Origin of the sequence: Paenibacillus sp. VTT E-133291, from assembly GCF_002264395.1 — a bacterium.
Taxonomy (GTDB): Bacteria; Bacillota; Bacilli; order Paenibacillales; family Paenibacillaceae; genus Paenibacillus_AQ; species Paenibacillus_AQ nitricinens.
The window spans coordinates 156130-179678 of sequence record NZ_NFVA01000002.1; the positions used below are offsets into that span (position 1 = coordinate 156130).

28 protein-coding genes and 1 pseudogene are annotated in these 23549 nt (G+C 41.2%); 23 read left to right on the top strand and 6 right to left on the bottom strand.

All coding sequences use genetic code 11. The annotated features are described in order from the left end of the window. Positions 1-112 precede the first annotated feature (112 nt). The 6 genes from CA598_RS32095 (at position 113) to CA598_RS01870 (ending at position 3207) form a co-directional block, all read left to right on the top strand. On the top strand, positions 113-259 hold the full coding sequence (locus tag CA598_RS32095; protein ID WP_156113097.1) for a hypothetical protein: 147 nt from the start codon (positions 113-115) through the stop codon (positions 257-259). 210 nt (positions 260-469) lie between these two features. Next, positions 470-943, top strand: a complete 474-nt coding sequence (locus CA598_RS01850; protein ID WP_094870182.1) for an NUDIX domain-containing protein — start codon at positions 470-472, stop codon at positions 941-943. An 18-nt stretch (positions 944-961) separates the two neighbouring features. Then, positions 962-1549, top strand: coding sequence for a histidine phosphatase family protein (locus tag CA598_RS01855; RefSeq protein WP_094875123.1), 588 nt, complete (start codon positions 962-964; stop codon positions 1547-1549). Further along, complete coding sequence (locus tag CA598_RS01860) at positions 1546-1971, top strand: hypothetical protein (protein WP_094875124.1); 426 nt, start codon at positions 1546-1548, stop codon at positions 1969-1971. The genes CA598_RS01855 and CA598_RS01860 overlap by 4 nt, the downstream gene beginning before the upstream one ends. Positions 1972-1980: 9 nt before the next feature. Then, positions 1981-2391, top strand: a complete 411-nt coding sequence (locus CA598_RS01865) for a ribosomal maturation YjgA family protein (RefSeq protein ID WP_256990311.1) — start codon at positions 1981-1983, stop codon at positions 2389-2391. 24 nt (positions 2392-2415) lie between these two features. Further along, positions 2416-3207 (top strand): lipid II flippase Amj family protein, encoded by a 792-nt coding sequence (locus tag CA598_RS01870; RefSeq protein WP_094870132.1) that lies wholly within the window; start codon positions 2416-2418, stop codon positions 3205-3207. Between the two features lie 18 nt (positions 3208-3225). On the opposite strand, the gene CA598_RS01875 is transcribed toward CA598_RS01870, so the two are convergent. Then, positions 3226-4002: a hypothetical protein gene (locus CA598_RS01875; RefSeq protein WP_094875126.1), complete on the bottom strand. Its 777-nt coding sequence runs from the start codon at positions 4000-4002 to the stop codon at positions 3226-3228. A gap of 195 nt (positions 4003-4197) precedes the next feature. Between CA598_RS01875 and CA598_RS01880 the strand changes: the two genes are divergently transcribed. Together CA598_RS01880 and CA598_RS01890 are read left to right on the top strand one after the other, a co-directional pair. Then, positions 4198-5055 (top strand): SDR family oxidoreductase, encoded by an 858-nt coding sequence (locus tag CA598_RS01880; RefSeq protein WP_094875127.1) that lies wholly within the window; start codon positions 4198-4200, stop codon positions 5053-5055. Between the two features lie 368 nt (positions 5056-5423). Continuing rightward, positions 5424-5819, top strand: a complete 396-nt coding sequence (locus tag CA598_RS01890; protein WP_094870128.1) for a DUF4265 domain-containing protein — start codon at positions 5424-5426, stop codon at positions 5817-5819. 141 nt (positions 5820-5960) lie between these two features. Here CA598_RS01890 and CA598_RS01895 read toward each other — a convergent pair whose 3' ends face one another. After that, a complete protein-coding gene (locus CA598_RS01895; RefSeq protein WP_094875129.1) occupies positions 5961-6938 on the bottom strand; it encodes an alpha/beta hydrolase in 978 nt (325 codons plus the stop codon). A 169-nt stretch (positions 6939-7107) separates the two neighbouring features. On the opposite strand from CA598_RS01895, the gene lepB reads away from it, so the two are divergent. Beyond that, positions 7108-7605 (top strand): signal peptidase I, encoded by a 498-nt coding sequence (gene lepB / locus CA598_RS01900; RefSeq protein ID WP_094875130.1) that lies wholly within the window; start codon positions 7108-7110, stop codon positions 7603-7605. A gap of 126 nt (positions 7606-7731) precedes the next feature. Then, positions 7732-8769, top strand: a complete 1038-nt coding sequence (locus tag CA598_RS01905; RefSeq protein WP_094870125.1) for an HD-GYP domain-containing protein — start codon at positions 7732-7734, stop codon at positions 8767-8769. A 105-nt stretch (positions 8770-8874) separates the two neighbouring features. Here CA598_RS01905 and CA598_RS01910 read toward each other — a convergent pair whose 3' ends face one another. After that, positions 8875-9192: a MazG nucleotide pyrophosphohydrolase domain-containing protein gene (locus CA598_RS01910; RefSeq protein WP_094870124.1), complete on the bottom strand. Its 318-nt coding sequence runs from the start codon at positions 9190-9192 to the stop codon at positions 8875-8877. A 97-nt stretch (positions 9193-9289) separates the two neighbouring features. Between CA598_RS01910 and CA598_RS01915 the strand changes: the two genes are divergently transcribed. The 5 genes from CA598_RS01915 to CA598_RS01935 all read left to right on the top strand — a co-directional run bounded on the left by CA598_RS01915 (position 9290) and on the right by CA598_RS01935 (position 14206). Then, positions 9290-9868, top strand: a complete 579-nt coding sequence (locus tag CA598_RS01915) for an LOG family protein (RefSeq protein WP_094875131.1) — start codon at positions 9290-9292, stop codon at positions 9866-9868. Positions 9869-10053: 185 nt separating this feature from the next. Next, complete coding sequence (locus CA598_RS01920) at positions 10054-10803, top strand: GTP pyrophosphokinase (protein ID WP_094875132.1); 750 nt, start codon at positions 10054-10056, stop codon at positions 10801-10803. A gap of 155 nt (positions 10804-10958) precedes the next feature. Continuing rightward, positions 10959-12584, top strand: coding sequence for a glycoside hydrolase family 9 protein (locus tag CA598_RS01925; protein ID WP_094875133.1), 1626 nt, complete (start codon positions 10959-10961; stop codon positions 12582-12584). 129 nt (positions 12585-12713) lie between these two features. Further along, positions 12714-13463 (top strand): ABC transporter ATP-binding protein, encoded by a 750-nt coding sequence (locus CA598_RS01930; protein ID WP_256990314.1) that lies wholly within the window; start codon positions 12714-12716, stop codon positions 13461-13463. Beyond that, positions 13460-14206 (top strand): ABC transporter permease, encoded by a 747-nt coding sequence (locus CA598_RS01935; protein ID WP_094875135.1) that lies wholly within the window; start codon positions 13460-13462, stop codon positions 14204-14206. The genes CA598_RS01930 and CA598_RS01935 overlap by 4 nt, the downstream gene beginning before the upstream one ends. Positions 14207-14231: 25 nt before the next feature. On the opposite strand, the gene CA598_RS01940 is transcribed toward CA598_RS01935, so the two are convergent. Further along, a complete protein-coding gene (locus tag CA598_RS01940) occupies positions 14232-14501 on the bottom strand; it encodes an excalibur calcium-binding domain-containing protein (protein ID WP_094870118.1) in 270 nt (89 codons plus the stop codon). 180 nt (positions 14502-14681) lie between these two features. Between CA598_RS01940 and CA598_RS01945 the strand changes: the two genes are divergently transcribed. Continuing rightward, the gene (locus CA598_RS01945) at positions 14682-15179 is read left to right on the top strand and encodes a hypothetical protein (RefSeq protein WP_094875136.1); all 498 of its coding nucleotides are present in this window, start codon (positions 14682-14684) and stop codon (positions 15177-15179) included. A 280-nt stretch (positions 15180-15459) separates the two neighbouring features. Here the strand turns inward: CA598_RS01945 and CA598_RS01950 are convergent, their stop codons facing one another. Next, positions 15460-16317, bottom strand: a complete 858-nt coding sequence (locus CA598_RS01950; RefSeq protein WP_094875137.1) for an alpha/beta hydrolase — start codon at positions 16315-16317, stop codon at positions 15460-15462. Between the two features lie 172 nt (positions 16318-16489). Here CA598_RS01950 and CA598_RS32835 point away from each other — a divergent pair. Next, positions 16490-17077: pseudogene (locus CA598_RS32835) on the top strand (cupin domain-containing protein); the annotation flags it as partial. Between the two features lie 318 nt (positions 17078-17395). Here CA598_RS32835 and CA598_RS01960 read toward each other — a convergent pair. Beyond that, positions 17396-18391, bottom strand: a complete 996-nt coding sequence (locus CA598_RS01960) for an acrylyl-CoA reductase family protein (protein WP_094875139.1) — start codon at positions 18389-18391, stop codon at positions 17396-17398. A gap of 224 nt (positions 18392-18615) precedes the next feature. On the opposite strand from CA598_RS01960, the gene CA598_RS01965 reads away from it, so the two are divergent. The 6 genes from CA598_RS01965 (at position 18616) to CA598_RS01990 (ending at position 23522) form a co-directional block, all read left to right on the top strand. Further along, positions 18616-19116, top strand: coding sequence for a GNAT family N-acetyltransferase (locus CA598_RS01965; protein WP_094875140.1), 501 nt, complete (start codon positions 18616-18618; stop codon positions 19114-19116). Between the two features lie 84 nt (positions 19117-19200). Continuing rightward, the gene (locus tag CA598_RS01970; RefSeq protein ID WP_076298432.1) at positions 19201-20619 is read left to right on the top strand and encodes an NAD-dependent malic enzyme; all 1419 of its coding nucleotides are present in this window, start codon (positions 19201-19203) and stop codon (positions 20617-20619) included. Between the two features lie 254 nt (positions 20620-20873). Beyond that, entirely contained in the window at positions 20874-22103 is a 1230-nt protein-coding gene (locus CA598_RS01975) for a sensor histidine kinase (RefSeq protein ID WP_094874566.1), read from the top strand. Continuing rightward, positions 22096-22542, top strand: coding sequence for a hypothetical protein (locus CA598_RS01980; protein WP_094875141.1), 447 nt, complete (start codon positions 22096-22098; stop codon positions 22540-22542). The genes CA598_RS01975 and CA598_RS01980 overlap by 8 nt, the downstream gene beginning before the upstream one ends. 51 nt (positions 22543-22593) lie before the next feature. After that, positions 22594-23037, top strand: a complete 444-nt coding sequence (locus CA598_RS01985; protein WP_094874564.1) for a GNAT family N-acetyltransferase — start codon at positions 22594-22596, stop codon at positions 23035-23037. Positions 23038-23051: 14 nt separating this feature from the next. Next, positions 23052-23522: a DinB family protein gene (locus tag CA598_RS01990; protein WP_094875142.1), complete on the top strand. Its 471-nt coding sequence runs from the start codon at positions 23052-23054 to the stop codon at positions 23520-23522. The last annotated feature ends 27 nt before the right edge of the window (positions 23523-23549 follow it).

Here is a 23549-nt window from a genome sequence, read left to right on the forward strand (position 1 = left end):
AAGGACGTCTTGTCCAAAAATGGCTTTAAAGTGTTCGGCGAAGATCAACTAGATGATGTGGAAGTAATAATTGGAACTCATGTTACATAGTGTGTATAAGGGGAACGAAGCAGTGTCCTTGGGAGAGGAAATGCCGTCCGAAGAGCCATCCTTCATTTGGGATTGGAGGCGGACGCAGATGAGTATTGACCAGCTCATTTCATTGCTTGTTCTTGTCATCATGATCGTACAGCTTGCCGGCTACAAAGGGAAACATTAAGCTCAAAGTCTCACCTCATTGTAACTGCTTCCGGACCTCAGAAAGTATTGAGCCGTTCGGAAGCTTTTTTTTGTTCTGCGCTAAGCATATTGCCGAATCTAAAGGATTCCATCACAGAGATGTCTAATATATACATAATGTGGATTTTTGGGAAGCCGGAGGAAAATGGATGATGTTCTATAAAACAGTGTGAGAGGGTGGATGAATAACGTGCCGATGTCTGAGTATTATCAGGAGATCCGAGGAAAAGTGGGTTCAGAGTTATTAATGATGCCTTCCGTAGCTGCAGTAATAAGAAATAAAGAAGATGAAATTCTGTTTATTCGAAAACCTGAAGAGTCCTTGTGGGGATTGCCAGCAGGCGCCATCGAGCCAGGCGAACGACCGGGAAGAACTTTGCGCAGAGAAGTATATGAAGAGACTGGATTAATGGTGCATCCTACTACCATTCTTGGGGTTTTTGGCGGAGGGAAATATAGATACGAATATAACAATGGAGATCAGGTGGAATATACAGTCATCGTATTTGAGTGTTCTATCATCCGTGGAACGCTGAGAGCAATGGATGGAGAAGTCGAAGAATTTAAATTCTTTAAAGAGAGTGAGCTGCCCGAGATGGCCATTCCCTATCCAGTGGAGATTTTCAAGAAAGACCGCGAAGTGACAAAGACGATATTTGAATGAGCTGGAGAGGAGTAATTCATGAAGACTTTTATTTATATGATTAGACACGCCGTATCACCTTTTGTGCTTGGGGATGAGAGAGAACGAGGATTATCTGATAAAGGTCATGAGGACGCATTTAGAATTAAAGAACTGTTGGCGGAGGAAGAGATCACACATTTTGTCTCCAGTCCTTATAGACGAGCGATAGATACCATTAAATATTTGGCTGAAGCTTCGGAGCAAGAAATTGAGTTGTATGAGGAATTTAGAGAAAGAGCCATAGCAAGCATGGAGATCGAGATCAGTGAACAAGAATTTCTTCAGGCGATCCGGACATCATTCACAGACTTAGAATATAAAATGCCGAATGGAGAGAGTACTCAGGAAGCGCAAGAGCGTGCGATCCCCATCATGAAGCAATTGATCCAGCAAAATAAAGGCGGCAAAATTGCACTAGGTACCCACGGGAATATCATGACCATTATCCTGAATTACTTCAATAAAGATTATGGTTATGAGTTCTTTGAGCAGACTTCGAAACCGGATATTTATAGGCTGGAATTTGATGAATTAGAGCTTACTAGTGTGGAACGAATGTGGAACCCCGAAGTACTGAGTAAATGAAATATTTTATTAAGCTTAATTCGTTAAGCGTACTTTATGCCTTTATGTTGTTTGTCGTAATAGAGCTACTAGTGAATATTTATCGTATTAGTAGAATTTCTGGCTTGGAGCTGGATAAAGTAAATAACTTAGAGCTTATCTTCATATTTGTGTTATTTATATTTTGTTCTATTGGGTTTGTTTGGCTGACAAAAAAATATTTGAAAGGTAAAAAATCCAAGTATTTCACTACGATCCTGTGGTATCCATATTTGATTCTGTTCATTAATTTATTCGCAGCATGGTTCCCGATTACAGAAGCTGCGGATAAACCAGTACCAGTAACAGGGTTAATCATAATAGGGGCCATGATTATTTATCCGTTTTATATCGTGATGATAAATATTATAGCAAGCATAAACTTCAAGTCAGACGCAGGATAGAGGATGGAAATGAGAGTCAAGGCTTTAAAAGAAAGTGTTATTTATGGATGCATCTGCCTAATTGTTATTGTACTGGGGTTATGCTCTAGAGCATTCTCGGAACAGCTACCCTTGTTTGTAACGAGACATTTTGGAGACGCGCTGTGGGGCAGTATGGTTTACTTTATGTTTCGCGTTCTGCTAGTGAACCGGAAGCTGTGGATCGCTTTTATGTGGAGCCTGATGTTTAGCTTCGGCATAGAATTTAGCCAACTGTATCAAGCAGAGTGGATCAGCAACATCCGTGCTACCGTACCCGGTGGGTTGATTCTCGGAAAGGGATTCCTATGGATTGACCTTGTACGATATACCGTTGGAATTACGCTTTCTTACGGACTGGATCAATACTTTCGCTCAAAACTGCACCGAATAGATAAATAGTTCTCAATGGAGATGAACCTACAAATGGTAAATAGCTTGATTGTAGTATGCTTGCTTACAATGATTATTCATACAGCAGAAACGTTATCTTATTCGGTAAGATACGCCGGGGTGAAGCTGAACAAGATAGCTATTGCTTTGTCTTTGACAGGCATTATTGTTCTCGTGTCAAGAACTGCAAACATGATTCAAGCTCCACTGACGGCTAAATTCGTAGATTATGCCAAAATACATTCTGATTTCCCACTACTTAATTACCTGAGAATTATATTATTAGCTTCTTCATTAGGGACATTAATAGCCATTGCTATTTTTCCAACCTTCGTAGGCTTGTTTGGGAGAATCATCTCAAAGCTTGAAATTGAAGGTTCTATTCCCAAGCTGCTTACGAGCGTAACGATCGGGCAGTTAAAAAATACTAGAAAATACATAAGAAAACCAAAAGTGAATCTATATAACTTCAGATACTTGGGGATTCCTAAACGTTTTATTGTTATGAATGTTTTTGTTACAGCCTTTTACACCGTAGGGGTCATTTCATCTTTGTATGCTGCTCATCTAATGCCTCAATATAGCACGACTGCTTCTCAAGCCTCTGGATTGATTAATGGAATGGCGACTATACTGCTGACCATATTTATCGACCCACAGCTTGGTCTTATTACCCATAAAGCCACTGAAAATGTAGAATACCGTGATCAGCTAGGAAAAATATATGTGGTATTGATGGGTTCACGATTTCTAGGTACTATATTTGCTCAGCTCCTGATTGTGCCCGCAGCCCAACTAATCAGTATATTAGTGAAGCTGATATGAGCCGGTGGGAGCGAATCATTATGGAAGCTTAGACTCTGCAGATCGTAGAGCTAGGGAGATCTTCTGCTCCCAGCTGTAAATATTTTGATGCATGTCATGAATTCGTTTCATTTGCTCAAAGGATGCTTTCATTTTTATTGCTGCCGTAATCGCATCCCCTTGTTTTACAGCCGATTTATATTGTTTATCTGCTTCTGAACGAACTTTCTGTGCTATAGCGATATTCTTGTTCTCGGCGGTGATTTGCTTCTTCAAAGCTGTGATCGGGGCCAGAGCATCTTTGACAGGCTTGATCTTGGCAGCGGTTTGCTTGCGGGCAGTTGCCAATGCGTCTGTCTTCGCCTTCATTTCAGTGCGAGCGAGTGTTACCGCAGCTTTGAGCTTATTGCGTCTTAGATCCAGGAGAGTGGCTGTCTTAAAATCCTTAGCTTTCTTGGCTGCGGTAGACTGCTTACTGAGAGTGCTGTATTGTTCCAGCAGGGGAGCATGTTTCTTCTGAGCTGACGTAGCTTCAGATGATAAACGACTCAGCAGAACCTTATCTGTTGACTCTATGACAGAATGAATAGATTTCAGTGTTTCATTATTCTGCTTACGTAACATTTGAATTTTTGAGCTATAGGACTTGAGGGCTACTTGAAGTGAGGTATAATTAGCATGGAGACCGTTAATGTCATCTAAGGCTGACTCCCAATCTGTACCTGCTGAAGCTAATGTTAGGTTGATGTTGAGGAGGGCTACTACTAGAATGAATTGGACAAACCGCTTTAAATAACTAAAATTGTGAATAAACATTCATTTCAGCTCCTTAATTAGTCTATGCGCGCAAAAAAGCACCTCCAAGATAGGCATGAATGCCTATCTTGCGAGGTGCTTCTCTCGCAGAAATATAAATGATACACTTACTATAACTTGAAATTAATGGATAGTCAATCTGAAAAAGAACATTTGTTTGCTTTTTGGAATAATGAAACATAAGGAGAGTCAAAGATGAATTCACATCTAGATCGAATGCATGATCGAGTGGCCTTAATAACCGGAACCTCTAGTGGATTTGGACTGCTCACAGCCTTGAAACTGGCTGGACAGGGATTCAAAGTTGTAGCAACCATGCGCGATTTGAGTCGTAAAGGCGCGCTTGAGCAGCAGGCAGAGCAAGCAGGACTCTTAAAGCAGCTTCATTTTATGACTATGGATGTTACCGATAGTGAGTCTATACAGGCGACTATATCCTCAGTACACGAAACATTCGGAAGAATTGATGTTTTGGTAAATAATGCAGGCTTTGCTATAGGTGGCTTCATAGAAGAGCTACGTATGGAGGAATGGCGCCAGCAAATGGAGACGAATTTTTTCGGATTAGTCGCGGTGACAAAGGCTGTGCTGCCAGTTATGCGAGAACAGAAAAGTGGTACGATTATTAACGTGGGGAGTATAAGCGGGTTGTCCGGGTTTCCGGGGTATGCTCCATATGCAGCTTCCAAATTTGCAGTAGAAGGATTCAGTGAAAGTCTGCGTCATGAAATGTCTCCTTATGGAATACGTGTAGTATTAATTGAACCTGGCTCATTCCGTACTCCGATTTGGGGAAAAGGAATGGAACAAATTCGTCCAGCCGAGGATTCTCCTTATAGAGATCGTCTGGATGCTGTGCTACGATATTCCAAGCATACCGCTGAAACTGCACCTGATCCAAAGCAAGTGGCAGATCTCATCGGTCGAATTACTGAAATGAAGTCACCAAGGCTTCGGTATCCTATCGGCAAAGGCACCCGGATCTTGATCTTAGGCAAAACGCTGCTCCCGTGGAAATGGCTGGAGAGAATGATTGCGAAAGAATTGAGGTGATGGAATGGAGCAATCCATAAACTTAACAATCATTAAACTTATTGGATATGTATCCAGTTTGATGACCGTTTTTTTATGGTTTATATTTATATTCATTAATCCGTATGCTGAGGTTACGAATCAATCCAGTATTATAATAAGTATGGTAATGCTGGTGTTGCCTGCCGGATTACTTGCGATAGGTATCTCTTTAGATAGAAGTCCTCTCATGCTTCTCGCCTTTATTTGGAGTTTTCCATACAGTATATATATGTTTTTAACGCCGGGAATCTTCAGGTTGTTCGGGATTACAAGCTTAATGTATTTATTGTGTTTTGCGTTATTTAGAATCATCAAGATCAGATTTTGAATAGAATTGAGGTGTGTCGATGCTAGATTCGTCGGGACTACATATTTGCTTCGATCCAGCAGGCCGTGAAATTGAAATCCTTGATGTTACTCCAGTGGGTAAAGATAAATACCGCATCGAAGAGACTCCAATTTTTAATCCAAGTGTTACAATGGGTGATATTATACGGGTGAAAGAAGAACTAGGGATCTATTACTATCAGGAAACGGTACAGAAATCTCATTTCAAAAGGTACGCTTGGCTCCTCAGTAAAGAGGCTGTTGATTCAACAGCCATTTCTGCTTTTAAACAACGGATCACAGAGAATGATGGGAAATGTGAACAGATCTTTGGCGGTTTGTTGGTCATTCATATTCCTAAGAATACATTGATCGATGTGGATGGGGAAATGAATCGCATTATTGAGCGGTTTTAGAAGTGTGGGTACGTAAATATTAATGAAGTATGAGTAAGAAAAAAATGCTGCGGCATGAAATGCAAGGAAGCTTGCACATGATGCAGCAGCACGGAGAATAGGTGAAACGCGGTTTAGACAATCTGAGCGATACAATCTATATTATTTTATTTCTTTCATAAATGTCTTGAAATTTTCTGCGATTTCTTTTGATTTGGTATGGTGCAGATAATGACCTGCATCAAGTTTTACCAATTTTCCTTGCTTGGAATTTTTGACCTGCTCTTCATGCAATGATATCCAATCTTTTAAGAGAGTATCATCCCCTTGTACAAAGAGCAAAAGAGGAAGATCTTTTGGAAAAGTTGAATTTAGAGCCCCTTTATAATTAGTAGCCATATGTCCCATTTCATTTAAGTGAGTGTAATTATAAGTGTTTCTAAGCGTAAACAATCTCAATTGTTCTTTAGTTTCTTCATCAAACGGCAATCCAGCATAGGGATTTCCACTAGATTTCAATACCAATCTGCCCAAGCCCGATGATCTAAGTAGTTTTAATTTTCCTGTTGGTATTTTAACATCTATTCTGTCTTCCGTTGCAATACTGTTATCAATCCCGACAAATGCACTCACTTCGTTTGGATATTTGTTCACATAATTCAAACTGTACATACCGGAAATAGAGTGTGCCATTAGAATATAACGGTCAATATTAAGTTGTTTTACAGCTTCATGAATTTCACTTACAATATTTTCCGTGGTTCGTTCTTTTTCAGTTCTATCACTTAATCCATAACCGAAAGGCTCAATCGCGACAACTTTGTAAAATGGGGATAGTTCATCTATTAACAGCTTAAAATCAAGTCCCGGTGCCACCGTTCCATAACCAGGTAAGAGCACGACTGTCTCTTCGCCATTTCCTTGAATCAAAACATTCATTTTTTTACCATCGACGCTTACAGACTGACCATAGGGTTTTATTTTAGCTTGGTCCGATTTATTTAAGAAAATATTAGCTACAAAAACAGTCACTAGAAAAAGTACTATTGCAGTAGCTAAAGCCCCTAAGGATATAAGTATAATTTTAAGCGGTTTATTCATCTTTTTTTTAATAACCTCTTCTTCTGGTTTCACTTGCATCTTCTCCTGTTCTAATCGGTTTATTCTAGCTATCTTAATGAGTTGCTAAAGGAAGCTTACCCCATGAAGGTGAACCCTACATGACGACAATATGAACTGAATATGAACGAGCGTAAAAAGCTTCTGCACCGATCAAAGTGTCTATAAAATGAATATGAGGTGAGCAATTATGTTGAAATTTATCAAACAATATTTGCCAAGTGTTGCTATTGCAGTGGTCCTATCTTTGTTTGTAAGAACTTATGTTGCTGAAGCCATGAGGGTTCCTACTGGCTCTATGATTCCTACAATTGAAATTAATGACCGTCTAATCGTGGAAAAAATGTTATGGATGACGACACTCGATCATGGAGATATCGTCGTGTTTACGCCCCCGGTAGCGGGTGATGAGCATAAAAGATATGTAAAGCGGTTGATAGGGTTGCCAGGTGATACCATTGAAATTAAAGATGGAGCGCTTTACAGAAATGGAACGGAGATCAATGAACCCTATCTTAATGAGCGGATGGACTATACTTTTGGGCCCGTTACAGTTCCGGCGGATCATTACTTTTTTCTCGGAGATAACCGGAATATAAGCAATGATGCTCATCTCTGGGCTACTCCTTTTGTAGCGAAGGATCAGTTGATCGGAAAAGTGATAGCGGACTTTAGTATTCCTTTTTAGGTGATGTAGCGGGGGTCTTTTGAACTAATTGTGAGTGTTAATGAGACTTTAACCATATTGTGACTTTGGAATAATTTAGCTATCCTTAAGGTAAAATATACCTATTGATAGGAAGGGTGCAGAATTTTGAAAGCTCATGTCACGGATCTCAAACATGGCGATTGTCTTATGTTGGACACTTTTAATAGTGTTGGTTTACACGTGCTCCCAAAAGGGACAATTGTTTACCAAGAAGAAATCACCCTCCTGATGAGACATCGTATCGATTATGTTGATATTGAACCTCGCAGCATTGCGATGGATAATGAGGGAACGAATCTGGAACAAAGCCTAAATGGAAACTTTGATCTAGCGATCCAAAACTATGAATCTATTTTTCTAGAGGCACTCAGCAAGGGCAGTTTCACGCAGTCAGATGTAGATCTTACGTTGCAGCCCTTGCTGGAAAAAATGGATGAACATAAGGATGTAGTTTCCTTATTGCTGCTCCTTGAACGGGAAGACGTTGGTACATACAATCATTCATTACAGGTCGGACTGCTATCCTTTTACATAGCGACTTGGTTAGGTTATACCAAAGAAGAACGCTACGAGATTAGCCGGGCAGGGTATTTACACGACATAGGAAAAAGTCAGATCGACCCCTCTATCTTAAATAAGACGGGGATCTTAACCCCCGAAGAAACTGAAGAACTAAAGCGTCACACTTCGTATGGATACGATATTATTCTTAAATCTATGAATGACGAGAAGACCGCTCTGGTGGCGCTTCAGCATCATGAATTCGAGGATGGGACCGGTTATCCTAATATGCTTCGTAAGGCGGACCTGCACCCGTATACACTGATTGTGGCTGTTGCTAATGCCTATGTTGGGATGACCTCTGCAAGAGTGAATCAACCCAAACAAGGGCTGATAACTGTTCTGCGCAAGGTGCATGAGCTGGGCTTTGGAAAGCTGAATGGAAATGCGGTACAAGCTTTGATTGGACATTTACTGCCGAACTTTGTAGGTAAAAGTGTTCAGCTTAGCAACGGAGAGCAAGGTACGATTATTATGAACAATCCTTTGGATATTTTTAAACCGTTAGTGAAAGTAGATGAATCTACGTTTAGGGATTTATCCAAGGAGCGAAATTTGACCGTTGAGGAAGTATTTATTTAATAAATATTTTCGTTACGAAAATAAAGGGAAGGCTATCCACTCGATCACTAAGATCGTGGGGTAGCCTTTTTTAAATGCCGATTGTAGCCCTTTTCCTACTTCTCCTTAGGAATTAAAGCGTTTAACTAATTTTTCCTTATGTGCAGTAAATGCCTCTTCTAAAGTGATACCATACAAATCGGCTAACAAGGCTATATTTCCTAGCACATCACCAATTTCCTCAATCAAGTCGTGTTTCAGTTGCTCTGGTGGAGGGGTAGATTCATCTGGGCGATCTCTTCCGATTTCATAGGAGCGTACTGCCCGTGCAACCTCACCGGTCTCTTCCATAAGAAATCCAACCCGTATAAAAGGACCATAATCGGTCCAGCCTCTTTGTCCATAATAACTTTTAATCCATTTCTGCACTTCATTGATCTCCATATTATGTAGCACTCCTTAATCTTTTATATGATTTATTCTCCAACATATAGTATATTAGATGTCGGATATTATCAATATATAGTTTGGAGATGAGGATTTGAAATCAATTTGTGTTTTTGCAGGGTCGAATTTAGGGGTGCATGAGGAATATAAAGCTAAAGCTGTTGAACTTGGTAACCATATGGCTATGAACGATTATCGCTTAATTTACGGGGGGTCAAGAATTGGATTAATGGGTGAAGTCGCTAATGCTGTCTTGAACGGTGGAGGTGAGGTGATCGGAGTTATGCCTAGGGGATTGTTTAATGGAGAGATGGTACATAGAGAATTAACACAGCTGATAGAAGTGGACGATATGCATGGACGAAAAGCAAAAATGGGGGAGCTGGCAGATGGCTTTATTGCTTTACCCGGCGGTTTTGGGACGTATGAAGAGCTGTTTGAGGTTTTGTGCTGGTCACAAATCGGTATACATAAGAAACCGGTAGGGGTTTTAAATATCAGGAATTATTTTGATCCTCTGATGAATCTGATTCAACACAGCATTAACGAGGGATTTTCTAACGCTTCACATCTTAGCTTGTTAAATATAGACCAAGAACCCTCGGAACTATTAAAAAAACTAGAAAGCTATGTCCCTCAAACGTTGGAACAAAAGTGGAAACAGCTTAACTAGAGAACAGTTACTGTAACAGATGAATGGGCTGCCGAGAGGGAGCTCTTTTTCTGCTAATCATTTGTTGTGGTAGAATATGGGTAGGTGAATACCCCATTTGAAATATGGGATTTGCTGAATTTGAATTTCACTAGTGGATTGGCTATGATAAATATAGAGAAAAGCTACAAGAGGAGAAATGGATAATGACCCCCGAGAATCAAATCGAACAATTTAAGAAGCTTAAGCACGAGATCACCCGATTTATGTTGATTTATAAATTTGCACTTGATGAGATGGAGACGAAGATTGAGATCCTCAAACAGGAGTTTCAGTCTCTTCACGATTACAGTCCTATTGAACATACTAAATCGAGAATCAAGTCTCCCGAGAGTATTATGAACAAAATGCTCCGTAAAAATGGAGATTTATCTCTAGATTCTGTGAGAAATTGTATTAAAGACATTGCAGGTCTACGAATTACCTGCTCTTTTATCTCAGATATTTATCATGTAAGTGAAATGCTTCAGAAGCAGGACGACTTAACGGTTCTTGAAGTGAAGGATTATATTAAGAACCCCAAGCCTAACGGATATCAAAGTTTACATTTGCTGATTCAGGTACCTGTGTTTATGTCAGATCGTCAGGAGTTAGTGTGCGTTGAGGTACAAATTCGTACCATTGCCATGGATTTCTGGGCAAGTCTCGAACATAAAATTTTCTATAAATATAATAAGTCAGTACCAGAGAGTATGACGCGTGAATTGAAAAATGCAGCGGATGCCGCTCATGCACTTGATCTGCAAATGGAGCGACTGCATCGGGACATTAAAGAAATCAAAGACGACGATGAAGATGATGATCTTAGTTCCTTTGAGGAGCTTCGCCGTATAGTGATTCACAATCAGCAATTCACACTTCCGGCTAACTTTATTAAGCTGCTTGGAGACAAATAAGCTGATCACATCACCTAGAGTTACCGTTTCTGGTTAACTCTAGGTTTTTTTATTGTAGTTATCATTGCCACGTACAACTAGAATAGAGTATTCTCAACTTGAAAGAGAGACTTGTAATCATTGGCTTCATCAAATTGATATGAAGGAGAATGAAGATGAGTGAGCGTAGACTCCGAACCATCACTGTAAATCAAATCGGATATCCGGTGGGTGGAGAAAAGATTGCAGTGTTTACTGGTGCAGAACATGACTTTCAGGTTGTTGATGTTGATCATGGAAATGTTGTATTTGAAGGGCAGACAGGTGCTCCCAGATTTGATGAGGCAAGCGGAGTAACTGTACATACAGGTGATTTTTCTGAGGTTCATGCAGTGGGCAGATACCGGATTGTGCAAGGTGAGGGGATAGCTTCGGCATCATTTATTATTTCAGATAAACCTTATCACGAGCTTCAACAGGGCTTGCTGAAGGCCTTTTATTATTATCGTTGCGGGGTTGAGTTAACTGAAGAGTATGCTGGCGAATGGAAGCATAAGGCATGTCATACAGCAGAGGGTATTGTGTATGGTGAAACGGAGCGTAGGCTAGATTGTTCTGGGGGCTGGCATGATGCAGGTGATTATGGCAAATACAGCGGACCTGGAGCCAAGGCCATCGCTGATCTATTCCTAGCGTATGAGTTATATCCTTCTGCTTTTGTAAGCGCTATCCCGATTCCTGAAAGTAGGGGGATAACTCCAGATGTACTGCTGGAATGCAAAGTGGAGCTGGATTGGTTGTTCAAAATGCAAGACTATAGAACAGGTGGAGTGTATCATAAACTGACTACACTGAGCTTTCCCGGCTTGGATGTAATGCCAGAGGCTGATACAGCAGATCTATATTTCTCACCGGTGTCATCCACCGCCACTGGCGATTTTGCTGGAGTCATGGCCATGGCAGCACGGATATATGAGCCCTTTGACTCAGCCTATGCGAAGAAATGTCTGGATGCCGCAACATTAGCTTGGGAATGGCTTGTTCAACATCCAGATGCACCAGGGTTTATAAATCCGCCAGAAATCAGCACCGGGGAATATGGAGATGGGAACGACAAGGATGAGCGGTATTGGGCAGCTGCGGAGCTCTATCGTACGACGGGGAAAGAAGAATACCATCATGCTGTTATGCAGCTGGTGGAATTATCTTTTCCAAAATACAGTCTAGGCTGGGCGGATATGGGGGGCTATGGCACACTTGCCTATCTGTTAAATGGTGAAGATCTGTCAGACCGTGCTTTATATGCTTCCTTAAGAGAAGGACTTCTAGCAGAAGCGGATCGGTTAGTGGAACAGAGTCGTGGGGATGGTTATAGGATCTCCTTAAAAGAGGACGACTATATTTGGGGAAGCAACATGCTCGTAATGAACAATGCTATGCTGCTAGTTGTGGCTGAATATTTTAGTGACGATATGAGCTTTGCGGACTGTGCGCTAGATCATTTGCACTATCTGATGGGGCGTAACGTACTGGATATCAGTTATGTTACCGGATTTGGCGATCATCCAGTGATGCATCCGCATCATCGTCCATCTGTTGGTGACCATGTTACTGATCCTGTGCCGGGCCTTGTATCTGGGGGGCCAGATCGTGGGCTTCATGATGAATATGTTGTAGAGCATTTACAAGGGAAACCTGCTGCTCAGTGCTTTGCAGATCATGAGCTTAGTTATTCTACGAATGAGGTAACGATCTATTGGAATTCCCCAGCAGTGTTCGTTACGGCTCGATTTAATCAATAAATTAATTAATATTAGGGAAAGGCGTGTCTCATGGGGGAGATGCCTTTCTCTTTTTTTATGCAGCTAAAATGCTATAATACGAAATGGTATGATATTTTTTCGTTTGGCAATAGGAGGTATGGCATGGCATTGAACAGTATTTTTGAAATTCAAAAACTTGCAAAATTGAACTGGAAAAGCAGTGAACAAGCTTCGAAATATCTATTCTCGGACATCTCTGCTGAAATATCTGAATCGGACCGAATTGCTCTGATTGGTGCCTCGGGTCAAGGTAAAAGCACACTACTTAGAATAATGGCTCTGCTGGATGCTCCAGATGAAGGGGATATGCTTGTCAAGGGCTCTTCATTCAAAAATATGGATTCAAGGCTGTGGAGAATGAAAATCGGGTTTGTGGCACAACAAGCGGTTATGTTGCCTGGCAATGTGGAGGATAACCTTAGAACCGTCAGCAAGCTGCATGACAGACCCTATGACCTTAAATTAGTACAGCGGCTATTGGAACAACTAGGGCTGGAGCAATTGGATTTAAGTAAAAAAGCAGCAGATTGCTCAGGTGGTGAAAAGCAGCGGATTTCTTTGATTCGGTCATTGCTGTTGCGGCCTAATGTTCTACTGCTCGATGAAATTACTGCATCACTTGACATTGACAGTACTCAAAGGGTCGAGGACTTACTAGAACAGTGGCATAAAGAAGAAGGGACTTCAATGATTTGGGTGACCCATGACCTTAAGCAGGCTAGCCGAATAAGTACTACCACATGGTTTATGGGGAAAGGTAAGCTTGAACAACACTTGAGTGAATCTTTTTTTGCTGAATCTGCGGAAGACTTGGCAAAAAGGTTTATTCGGCCGTTAGAAGGAGCGTCATTCATATGAGTTATACTGCACTGAGTTTTACGCTTCTGTTTGTGCTAGGGACCATGTTGGTATCGGTATGGCAAAAGCTCGGACTAGAAAAAGATATTATTGTAGGCACGATAAGGTCGGCGATTCAATTACTTGCGGTCGGATATGTACTGCAATTTATTTTTAAAACCGATCAGATGATCTATGTTGTTTTGATTATAATCTTCATGATAAGTGTAGCCGCATGGAATGCAGCGAAAAGAGGCAAAGGGCTGCATGGATTAGTTTGGAGAATTGGACTTGCGATCGCTACTATGGAGCTCCTAATGATGGGGATTCTACTCGGCTTACATATTATTGAAGCAACTCCGCAATATATCATTCCCATTAGTGGCATGACCATTGGTAGCGCTATGGTTGTCTCCGGTTTGTTCATTAACCATATCAAGCACGAAATACAGCAGAGCAAAGGGGAAATCGAGACCCTGCTGTCACTCGGTGCAACGGTTCCACAAGCGATCCATGAAGTTAGAAAAAGATCTGTGAAATTCAGCATGATCCCTACCATCGACGGAATGAAGACTGTAGGACTTGTTCAGCTTCCAGGCATGATGACGGGTATGATTATAGCAGGCGCTGATCCAGTAATCGCTGTTCGCTATCAAATTCTGATTGTGTTCTCATTCACCGCCTCTGCGGCCATAACAAGTATACTGCTAAGTGTACTGAGCTACCGACTCTTTTTCACGCCTGATCAACGGCTTAGACAATAGATGGAGCAGGAGTCAGGGGTAAATCTTATTTCTCACAAGCGATTCCGTCTTTGTCACGGTCGCTTTTTTTGTTGGCTTCATAGAGCGCCTTAGATACAAAAGGTTTATATTTCGTTTTTCCACCTTTGTTCTTGGTTGAGCTGGAAATGGCGACGCCACCTTTGTAAACTTTATTTAGCTCTGTACAGTTTTTATAGGTTTTCACCTTGGATTCAGCACTTGCTGTACTTACGGTACCGATGGCTAGAGCGAGCAGCAGACCTGCCGATAGACAGAGCCTTAAGTGTTTTTTCATGGGGACATCTCCTCTAAAGTTTAGTTATTAAAATAACCTCTCTTTTTATATTACCAGTTTATTGCACAGGGGGGTATATTATGAAAAATCTAGACAGGTAGTCCTAACATACATAATTATCAGCGACGACGGGGAATAATTAGAATTCAATTTACATGAGGTGAAAAAGCTTTCTATGAGGTGATTCTAATTAGCACAAAGAAATTGGCAGCCACCCTAATCGCAGGGCTGTTGCTTCTGCCGGGAATCGCGATAGGTGCGCCTGATAACAACGGAACGGTGATCCAGTCTAATGGAAAGCTGCTCTCAGCCATGCCTTTGCCAGCCCCGGAGTCTAAACGAATTATATTGCCTTCTGCATTTCAAGCTGCTGAGCTCTACGGGTTCGGTTTGCAGCACCGGAATGCGTCAATTCAATATTCGATCTTTTCCAAGGAGCTCAAAAAGGTTATGTATCCGCAGTTTGTTGAACTGAATTGGGTAACGGGCGTATCCAGTCCGTGGATTACAAAGTACGAGGTTACTAAAGAAACAGTAATTAACCCAAATTCAGAGGTCATAGAAATGCGTATAGATACCGCAACCTCAAATGGTCCAGAACCATCCATGCTACTGACGATCTCACTTGTTAAAGATCATAATAGCTGGGTGATTACCGGAGTGAAGCCGAATCCTTAAATGTCATGCGGAGAATTGTAAAAAGAGCAAGCGTAGTAGGGAAGATTCCCTTACGCTTGCTCTTTTTTATAAGATTTGTAGCACTAGCGATCAACTGCACGCATGTCTCATCATAAGAAATCAGCGTACGCTGACGGCCAACTCAAAAAGTATCTCTTCACTCGAACATTGCGGACCGTATAGCTCTTATTCCCCTTCAATTCCGCATTATTGGAGCAGTTTTGGGTGAATAGCTGCATCTGAGTCCGATAGCTTCGCTAATTTGCTCACCATAATGTCTCTAGTCTCTACCTGCCTTAACCATCAATTCCGCCATCATTTTTGGCTCGGTTCGGACAGTGGTCATATGATCACCTTTGCCTTCGATGAAGCGGAAAACGCCCAAATGACTGGACTGAGTCGGGTGAAACCCATATGGGCCTTGTGGGATAGCCGTGTCTTCCGTCAGATAAAGATAACTTTTAGGGATTTGGAGACTGTAGAATTTCTTGAGATCCAGCTTTTCAAATAGTGGAGTAGCTGGTTCAGGCGGAGCTTGTTTATAAAAGGCTTGTGCCTCTGCAAGACTGGCAGTGTTGACGAAGGTATCCCGGAAAAGCGGGAAAGGGAGCGTGATGGTATTATTACCGGAAGCGTCTCTTAGCTGTTCAAAGGATTTAAGTGACTCAGCAGGAAATTGATCTGCCACACTTTGCCCGTCAAGCGGCGCGAAGGCATCAAAGAACACGATCCGTTTGATCCGATCAGGTACTTGCTGGGAAACTGTTTGAATGACTGATCCACCAAAGCTATGTCCAAGCAGAATAAAATCCTTCAAGTCTTTTTGTTTGATATAGTCGACAACGGACTTTGTGATTTGCTCATGTGTTACATTATTATTCTTATCCGCGCCATGTCCCGCATATTCCGGTGTGTAGACGGTATGCCCTAACTTACGAAGCTCGGCGGCTGTTTCATCCCAAAAACCTGCTGTAGCCCAAGACCCATGAATCAGAACAAAGGTTAATGGAGTCTGTTTGGTAGAGGATTTGTGGTTAGCGGCCGCAACCGTGGAGTGCTGATTCAAAGGCTGCAACCCCATAATAGTGAAGATAGAGATACATAACGCTAATACTATTTTAGTGTGAATCGATTTCATACTTTGCCTCCTGTATAGTGTGAGAATTTAACATTATAGAGGATGCCCCGTTTAACAGGGAAAGATGAATTTTTATTGGAGTCACTGAATCTCCGGCACCTAGGCATAGGCTAACGCATATGTTGTTCTAGGAAATCAAAAATTTACGGGAACAGAAGGGTAGGAATAAACAGTGACTTCATACATGGATTATACGTCCCCTGATACACAATTTACTTTCGATGTGAACACTAATACTCTCTTTAAAAAGGATGCCAACAATTTCATTAACATGCTGTCGATTAAACAACTAAACACATTGGAGAATATTTCACTCCTTGATATTTTCCTCAGTAAATCGAATGTGGTAGAGCCTCATTATCATCAAAATGCGGCAGAGCTTGTCTATTGTATCTGTGGGTCAGCAGTAGTGTCTATACTCAATCCGTTTACAAATGAACTTCTTCATTTCCCAATATGTCCAGGTCAAGTGGCGAACGTGCCGCAAGGCTGGTGGCATTATGAGGTGGCAACCGTCGATAATACACATTTGCTTGCGATTTTTGATGCGCCTATTCCAGAGGTCATCTTAGGCTCGGATATCCTGAGCAAAACACCTGCGAATGTATTAGCTCATACTTACTGTTTGAATGAAGCCTTAGTAAAGGAAGCCTTAGCGCCTATTAAACCTGGAACCTTTATCGGCCCACCTGCCGACTGCTGTGAGGAAGATAAAGTAAAGGGAGTAAGTAATATGGCTCCAAATATGGCTCCGAATATGAAACCAAATATGGCACCAAGTATGAATATGCATGCAAATATGAAACCTAACATGCAACCGAACATGCATCCAAACATGCAACCATACGCTCAAATGCAAGCTCAACCGATCCCTATAGCTTCACAAATGCCCCAAGCTACACAAGCGTTCACGTATCAGCCTTATCCAATGCAAGGATACTACACTCAAGGCTATGAACAGCACTATCGCCAACAGCCTTATGTACAACAACAGCCGAATTATCAATATTCAAATAATCAAGAGTAACTACAAAAACCTCCCGAGATTAAATCTCCCGGGAGGTTTACTTGTTAGGGTTTAAGATAAACGGACAAGCACTCTGCCGCGTGTGTTTCCTTGCAGAATATCTTCCAATGCTTGTGGCAGTTCATTTAAGGTTACTTCACGATCTACAAGGTTCTCAAGCTGTGCAGGCTTTAAATCAGTCGCCATCCGGGCCCACACCTTTTCGCGTAGCTCAGCAGGACACTCTACGGAATCAATACCGAGCAGGTTAACCCCCCGAAGAATAAAGGGAAGGACAGTAGTTGGAACAGAAGTGCCACCGGTCAGGCCGCTTGCAGCAACAGAACCTCTGTAGGAGATTTTACTCAAAATCGACGCAAGTGAGTTTCCGCCAACGGAATCTACGGCACCTTGCCATAGTTGTTTCTCTAATGGTTTGCTAGATCCGCCTGTAACATCTTCGCGTGAAATGACTTCTCCCGCGCCAAGAGTTTTCAAATATTCGTTAGCTTCTTTATTACCAGTGCTGGCCACTACGCTATAGCCTTTTGTGCTAAGCATAGCGATAGCCGATCCACCCACACCACCTGTCGCTCCCGTTACCAGTACTTTGCCTTTGTCTGGTGCTAAGTCATTGTCTTCCAGAGCTTGAATGGACAAGGCTGCAGTTAGTCCAGCTGTACCATAAATCATAGCTTCTCTTAGTGTAAGTCCTACCGGAATTGGGGTGATCCAAGCAGCAGGAATTCGTGTATATTCGCTAAATCCTCCAAAATGAGATACACCCATACCATACCCTGTAGCGATAACTTGCTGTCCTTCATGAAACCGCTCGTCTGTGGAAGAGACCACAATACCGGATAAGTCGATGCCTGGAATAAAAGGGTAGGATCTTACAATTTTCCCGTTAGGGATACTGGCTAATCCGTCTTTATAGTTCACACTGGAGTATGCAACCTTTATTAAGACTTCTCCAGCGGGTAAATCGTCTAAGGTAACTGGATTAACAGCGACGGAGAACGATGAATCTGTTTTGTCGACAACCAAGGCTTGAAATGATTCTGTCATAAGTGTAAGCTCCTTCAACTACGTTATAGGTGAGGCATTTATATAATATTTATTCTGCCCAATTAACTTGTCATTGTCTATGATATAACGCAAGTGAGACTCCGTGAAGGACTTTTTAAATGTGTATTGCAACATTATAATCAAACTCTCCATGTTATTTGTGCAGTGGACATGTTAAGTTCAGACTGCTGATACATAACTTGTTTTTGAGGGAGAATTGTTGAATGTCTATTATAAAATTAATTCGTGAACATGAGATCGAGCCGTACTTGGATCTCTTAGCAGAGGTTGAACATATCCATCTGGATAGAAACAATCGTAACCATGAGCAGTGGTTGAGACGTCGCATACAATCACATTTTCAGCGAGGGGCGTTGTTTTATGCCTATCATGAGAATGAACAATGCGATGCTTTTGGTATTGTTGCCGTTCTGCATGAGGAGGCACCGATTGGTATTCCCGCGCTTGGCGCAAGAGCTGAAGTTTTAGACATTGGAGTAAGTAAAGAACATCGTAGAAAAGGAATAGGAGGTATTTTACTTCAGCATGTAGAAAAGGTTGTTAAGAGTAGAGGAGCTTACTGTTTACTTATGCTGACCTATGCAGAAGATTTTGATGTGATTGCTTTTTACGGTAAAAATGGCTTTGTGCCCGTTGCTACGATCCCTGATGTATTTGGTCCTGGTGCCGAAGGAAATACTATATTAAGAAAAATACTAAGGTGATCTATTCAATAGGAAGAAAGTTTGTTTAAATGGTATAGTATAGTGTATTTGAAATCTTAGGGTTGAAGAAAGAGAGGCTAATTCATGGCTATTGCAACAACGATGATTGTCAGGCTCGAAATTCGGAAATCGGTTGCTTCTTTTGGTGATGTTGCTTCAGGAATTGCCACTGCAGGCGGAGATATCGTCGCTATTGACGTGATTCGTGCAGGTAAGGATGTAACAACTCGAGATATAACAATAAACGTGCAAGATGCCTCGAATGGAGAAATGATGTCTATACTATCGAAGATGCCAGGAGTCAAAGTAATTAATGTATCAGATCGAACTTTTCTTGCTCATCTTGGCGGAAAAATTGAAATCACACCAAAAATGCCTATCAAAAATCGGGAGGATTTATCGCTGGTGTATACTCCGGGAGTTGCCCGAGTGTGTACGGCGATTGCCGAAGATCCAAACAAAGCCTATTCGTTGACGATGAAGCGGAATACTGTAGCCGTTGTTACAGACGGAACGGCTGTACTTGGACTAGGAGATATCGGACCGGAGGCGGCTATGCCTGTTATGGAAGGTAAGGCTATGCTGTTTAAGCAATTGGCGAACATCGATGCTTTTCCACTCTGCTTAAATACTAAAGATTCAGATGAAATCATTAATATCGTTAAAGCAGTATCTCCTGGATTTGGGGGTATCAACTTAGAAGATATCAGTTCTCCGCGTTGTTTCGAGATTGAACGTCGGCTTGCCGAAGAGCTGGATATTCCGGTATTTCATGATGATCAGCACGGTACATCTGTTGTAGTTTTGGCAGGTCTTTTGAATGCGCTTAAAGTAGTAAATAAATCTATCGAAGATGTTAGAATTGTCGTTGTGGGTATAGGTGCGGCTGGTGTGTCCATCTGTAATATGCTTCTGGCGGCAGGTGCTCGCAAAATCTACGCGGTAGATCGTGAAGGTGTTCTTAGAAAAGATCTTCAGTATGATAATCAGGAATGGCGGAAGCTTGCTGATGCAACTAATCCGGAAGGTATTGAAGGTGGACTGACGGAGGTTATGCAGGGAGCAGATGTCTTTATTGGGGTGTCGCGTGGCGGGATTCTATCGGTCGATCATCTCAAGAGTATGGCCAGCGATAACATTGTGTTTGCAATGGCTAATCCGACACCGGAGATTGAACCAGAATTGGCCGAGCCTTTTGTTCGCGTATTAGCGACAGGTAGAAGTGACTATCCGAATCAGATCAACAATGTGCTGTGTTTTCCGGGGATCTTCCGTGGCGCCCTGGATTGCAGAGCAAAAACAGTGAACCTTGAAATGAAGCTAGCCGCGGCAAAAGCGATTGCTTCAGTCGTTCATCCGGATGAGGTTAATGAGCAATACGTAATTCCAAGTATTTTTAACGAAAAAGTGGTAGAGTTAGTGCGTCTGGCAGTGATCCATGCAGCTATTGCAACGGATGTAGCCCGCCGGATCCCTAAGGATATTGATAAGGATATGGAATAAAAGCGATACTATAAATGGACTGCTTTGCTTAGTGAGAGAGCAGTCTATTTTTTATAGATTGACACATATCTGAGAGGCTGTGGCGTATCATAATTAGGGCTAAAAGTATTTATTCCCATTTTAGTAAAGTGGCTGATATAATTACAATAATGTATGAGATGTAGAAAGGGCATCCAATTGGGTGCCCTTAAATTTTGCCTCTAGAGAGGGTAGTATTTAAAAAAGGGTTAAATTAATATAGAAGTGGTGAATTCATGAAAGAGTTTTACAGTCAGGTGAATCGAAAAATCTATTACATTGTAATGTTATTAAACATTACCCTTATGATATCTGGATTAATACTGTCTACAACAGAGTTGAATGGAATTAATTTTGGATACATTGTACATTTTTTGTGCGTGATGATTCTATCCATTAGTTTATGGATCTATCCTAAGTATGAGACATATACTTTTAGAAAGATCATCATTCTTTTTGGATTTGCTTACTTCTATACGCTTTTCTTTTTATATCCACAAACTTGGACCACCTATATTTTGATTTGCCTTATTCCTGCACTTTCTATTCTATTTTTCGATTTAAAATTGTTCTACTTTTCCTTTATTATAAATGGAATATTGATGGTAATTACTTTTAGTTATGTCATTTTTATTGATAAAGGTGAATTATATACTTATTTACATCATGACATTATTGGCAACATTATAAATATAATAGCTGTTCAAGCATTATTATTTTTCATTTTCCATTTATCATTTAAACGGATGAAAAAGCAGCAACTGTATTATGAACAATTACAGCAATCCGAGCGGTTAAAGATGGTAGGACAATTAACAGCTGCTGTTGCACATGAAATTCGAAATCCAATAACCGTGGTTAGAGGTTTTTTGCAATTGTTCAAAGAGGACGATTCATTTGATGGTTCTAAAAAAAGTAAGTTCAACTTAATGATTGATGAATTAAACACAGTAGAACAGATTATCTCTCAATTTCTAACCCTATCCAAACCAAATGGAGATCAAAGACTAGAGAAAGTAGATGTGAAGGATGTCCTTCAAAGTGTTACGGGTCTGCTTCATTCCTATGCCATGTTATCTGATAACCAAATCGATATAAAGGTAGAGGAAGGCTGTTATATTTCCATTAATAAAATTGAGTTTAAGCAGTTACTCATTAATATTATAAAAAATGCGCTGGAAGCCTCGGATGTAGGGAAATCAGTCTCCGTCATAGCAAATAGAAATAATAATTTTATCGAGATCATGATCACCGATGAAGGAAGTGGGATGTCCGAGGCTGAGGTTAAGTCGCTGGGCACACCTTTTTATTCCTTAAAAAGTAATGGAACCGGTTTAGGGTTAATGATTTGCTTTAATATTGTAGAAAAATATGGCGGGGAAATTTATTATAATAGCTCTAAAGGTAAGGGGACAACCGTTACGATTCGCTTTTTATCAGAACCGGGAGGGATCTTTAATGATTAGGAAGCTATCCGCACTGATGCTGTCTGGAATAATCATAGTTCTTCTTGCTGCCTGCAATACAACTACCTATAAGCATAATTATACCTTCTCAGGTGAAGGAGACGTTTGGTCGGCAGAATATGTTCAAAAGGCGACTGAGAAGTTCATCGATAAAAAGGGCGTAAGGTCAGAGTATGAAACCTGGTTTGATTCAACCTTCGAGCTTAAGTATAAAGGTGAACTTACCGATCTTGATAAGATCAGTTCTTTTAAATATAGCTTCAAGGGAACATCAGGTGGAGGAAGTAAAACCTTAGAAGATGTTAAGGGAGTAAGAAAAAGTGAGTTGAAGTCCGAAAGAGCTGGAAGCGGGGCGTTTGAACGCGAGGACTCGATTATTAGGGTTGTTGTAGAGTGGGATGGGCAGAAGGATGAATTTGAACTGAAGGTTCGTAAATAGTGGTGCATATATGAAAAATTTCTTGAATTAAAGAAAGCAGGTTGAACATTCATGGTCGTTATTAAAGAAATAGAAGTGGAGTCTCTTCATGAACTTGGTGATTTATATCAGGAGCTGATGGATCAACCATCGGATCATAACAAATTCGAAGAAGTATTTAAAGTGATTAAGGCAGATCATCGATACATATTGTTGGGCGCTTTTGTGGATGGGGAGTTGATGGGGTCTGTGATGGGGATTCTCTGTCATGACCTAATAGGGGATTGTAAACCGTTTATGGTGATTGAAAATGTGGTCGTTTCCTCGCGGGCTCGTCGTCAAGGTGTTGGTAAAAAATTGATGATCGCCATTGAAGAAATGGCCCGTGGGAAAGATTGTTTCTATATCATTTTAGTTTCTGGAGAGAAGCGTAAGGAAGCGCATATTTTTTATGAGTCGTTAGGATATAGAGATGAGAAGGTGGAAGGTTACCGGAAACATCTAAGCTCTCATTAAAAGGAGGTCTTGATTTGCAAACATTCTTTAAATATAACTGGATGGTTCGTGAACAATGGTACGAGTGGTGTGAGAGTATTTCTGAGGAAGAGCTACTTGGGGCACGTACGGGTGGCGTAGGCAGCATATTGAAGACTCTCTTTCACATTATTGATGTAGAGTGGAGCTGGATTCAAGTATTGCAAGGTAAACCGGATTTTCAGGAGGAATTCGAGCATTACAAGTCTTTGCAGCAGGTAAGAGAACTGGATGCGAAATTCCGGGCCGATGTAGAACCCTTTGTACTTTCTTGGCATGCGGGCTTGGAGCAAAAAATTTTTGAGGATCACTTGGCGGATGGCCGGGTCGTGACTGATACTTGGGGTGAAGTGATGCGTCATGTGATCGCTCATGAGATTCATCATGTCGGACAGTTGTCCGTCTGGGCAAGAGAAATCGGGAGGGAGCCAATTTCTGCTAATTTGATTGGAAAAGGGCTCCGATGATTCGGGAATTAAAGGAATATGGCGTAT

Excerpts from the sequence above, each read along its gene's own strand:
- CA598_RS01855 (WP_094875123.1), top strand. The coding sequence starts at position 962 with ATGAAGACTTTTATTTATATGATTAGACACGCCGTATCACCTTTTGTG.
- CA598_RS01860 (WP_094875124.1), top strand. The coding sequence starts at position 1,546 with ATGAAATATTTTATTAAGCTTAATTCGTTAAGCGTACTTTATGCCTTT.
- CA598_RS01865 (WP_256990311.1), top strand. The coding sequence starts at position 1,981 with ATGAGAGTCAAGGCTTTAAAAGAAAGTGTTATTTATGGATGCATCTGC.
- CA598_RS01870 (WP_094870132.1), top strand. The coding sequence starts at position 2,416 with ATGGTAAATAGCTTGATTGTAGTATGCTTGCTTACAATGATTATTCAT.
- CA598_RS01875 (WP_094875126.1), bottom strand. The coding sequence starts at position 4,002 with ATGTTTATTCACAATTTTAGTTATTTAAAGCGGTTTGTCCAATTCATT.
- CA598_RS01880 (WP_094875127.1), top strand. The coding sequence starts at position 4,198 with ATGAATTCACATCTAGATCGAATGCATGATCGAGTGGCCTTAATAACC.
- CA598_RS01890 (WP_094870128.1), top strand. The coding sequence starts at position 5,424 with ATGCTAGATTCGTCGGGACTACATATTTGCTTCGATCCAGCAGGCCGT.
- CA598_RS01895 (WP_094875129.1), bottom strand. The coding sequence starts at position 6,938 with ATGCAAGTGAAACCAGAAGAAGAGGTTATTAAAAAAAAGATGAATAAA.
- lepB (WP_094875130.1), top strand. The coding sequence starts at position 7,108 with ATGTTGAAATTTATCAAACAATATTTGCCAAGTGTTGCTATTGCAGTG.
- CA598_RS01910 (WP_094870124.1), bottom strand. The coding sequence starts at position 9,192 with ATGGAGATCAATGAAGTGCAGAAATGGATTAAAAGTTATTATGGACAA.
- CA598_RS01920 (WP_094875132.1), top strand. The coding sequence starts at position 10,054 with ATGACCCCCGAGAATCAAATCGAACAATTTAAGAAGCTTAAGCACGAG.
- CA598_RS01925 (WP_094875133.1), top strand. The coding sequence starts at position 10,959 with ATGAGTGAGCGTAGACTCCGAACCATCACTGTAAATCAAATCGGATAT.
- CA598_RS01935 (WP_094875135.1), top strand. The coding sequence starts at position 13,460 with ATGAGTTATACTGCACTGAGTTTTACGCTTCTGTTTGTGCTAGGGACC.
- CA598_RS01940 (WP_094870118.1), bottom strand. The coding sequence starts at position 14,501 with ATGAAAAAACACTTAAGGCTCTGTCTATCGGCAGGTCTGCTGCTCGCT.
- CA598_RS01950 (WP_094875137.1), bottom strand. The coding sequence starts at position 16,317 with ATGAAATCGATTCACACTAAAATAGTATTAGCGTTATGTATCTCTATC.
- CA598_RS01960 (WP_094875139.1), bottom strand. The coding sequence starts at position 18,391 with ATGACAGAATCATTTCAAGCCTTGGTTGTCGACAAAACAGATTCATCG.
- CA598_RS01965 (WP_094875140.1), top strand. The coding sequence starts at position 18,616 with ATGTCTATTATAAAATTAATTCGTGAACATGAGATCGAGCCGTACTTG.
- CA598_RS01970 (WP_076298432.1), top strand. The coding sequence starts at position 19,201 with ATGGCTATTGCAACAACGATGATTGTCAGGCTCGAAATTCGGAAATCG.
- CA598_RS01975 (WP_094874566.1), top strand. The coding sequence starts at position 20,874 with ATGAAAGAGTTTTACAGTCAGGTGAATCGAAAAATCTATTACATTGTA.
- CA598_RS01980 (WP_094875141.1), top strand. The coding sequence starts at position 22,096 with ATGATTAGGAAGCTATCCGCACTGATGCTGTCTGGAATAATCATAGTT.
- CA598_RS01985 (WP_094874564.1), top strand. The coding sequence starts at position 22,594 with ATGGTCGTTATTAAAGAAATAGAAGTGGAGTCTCTTCATGAACTTGGT.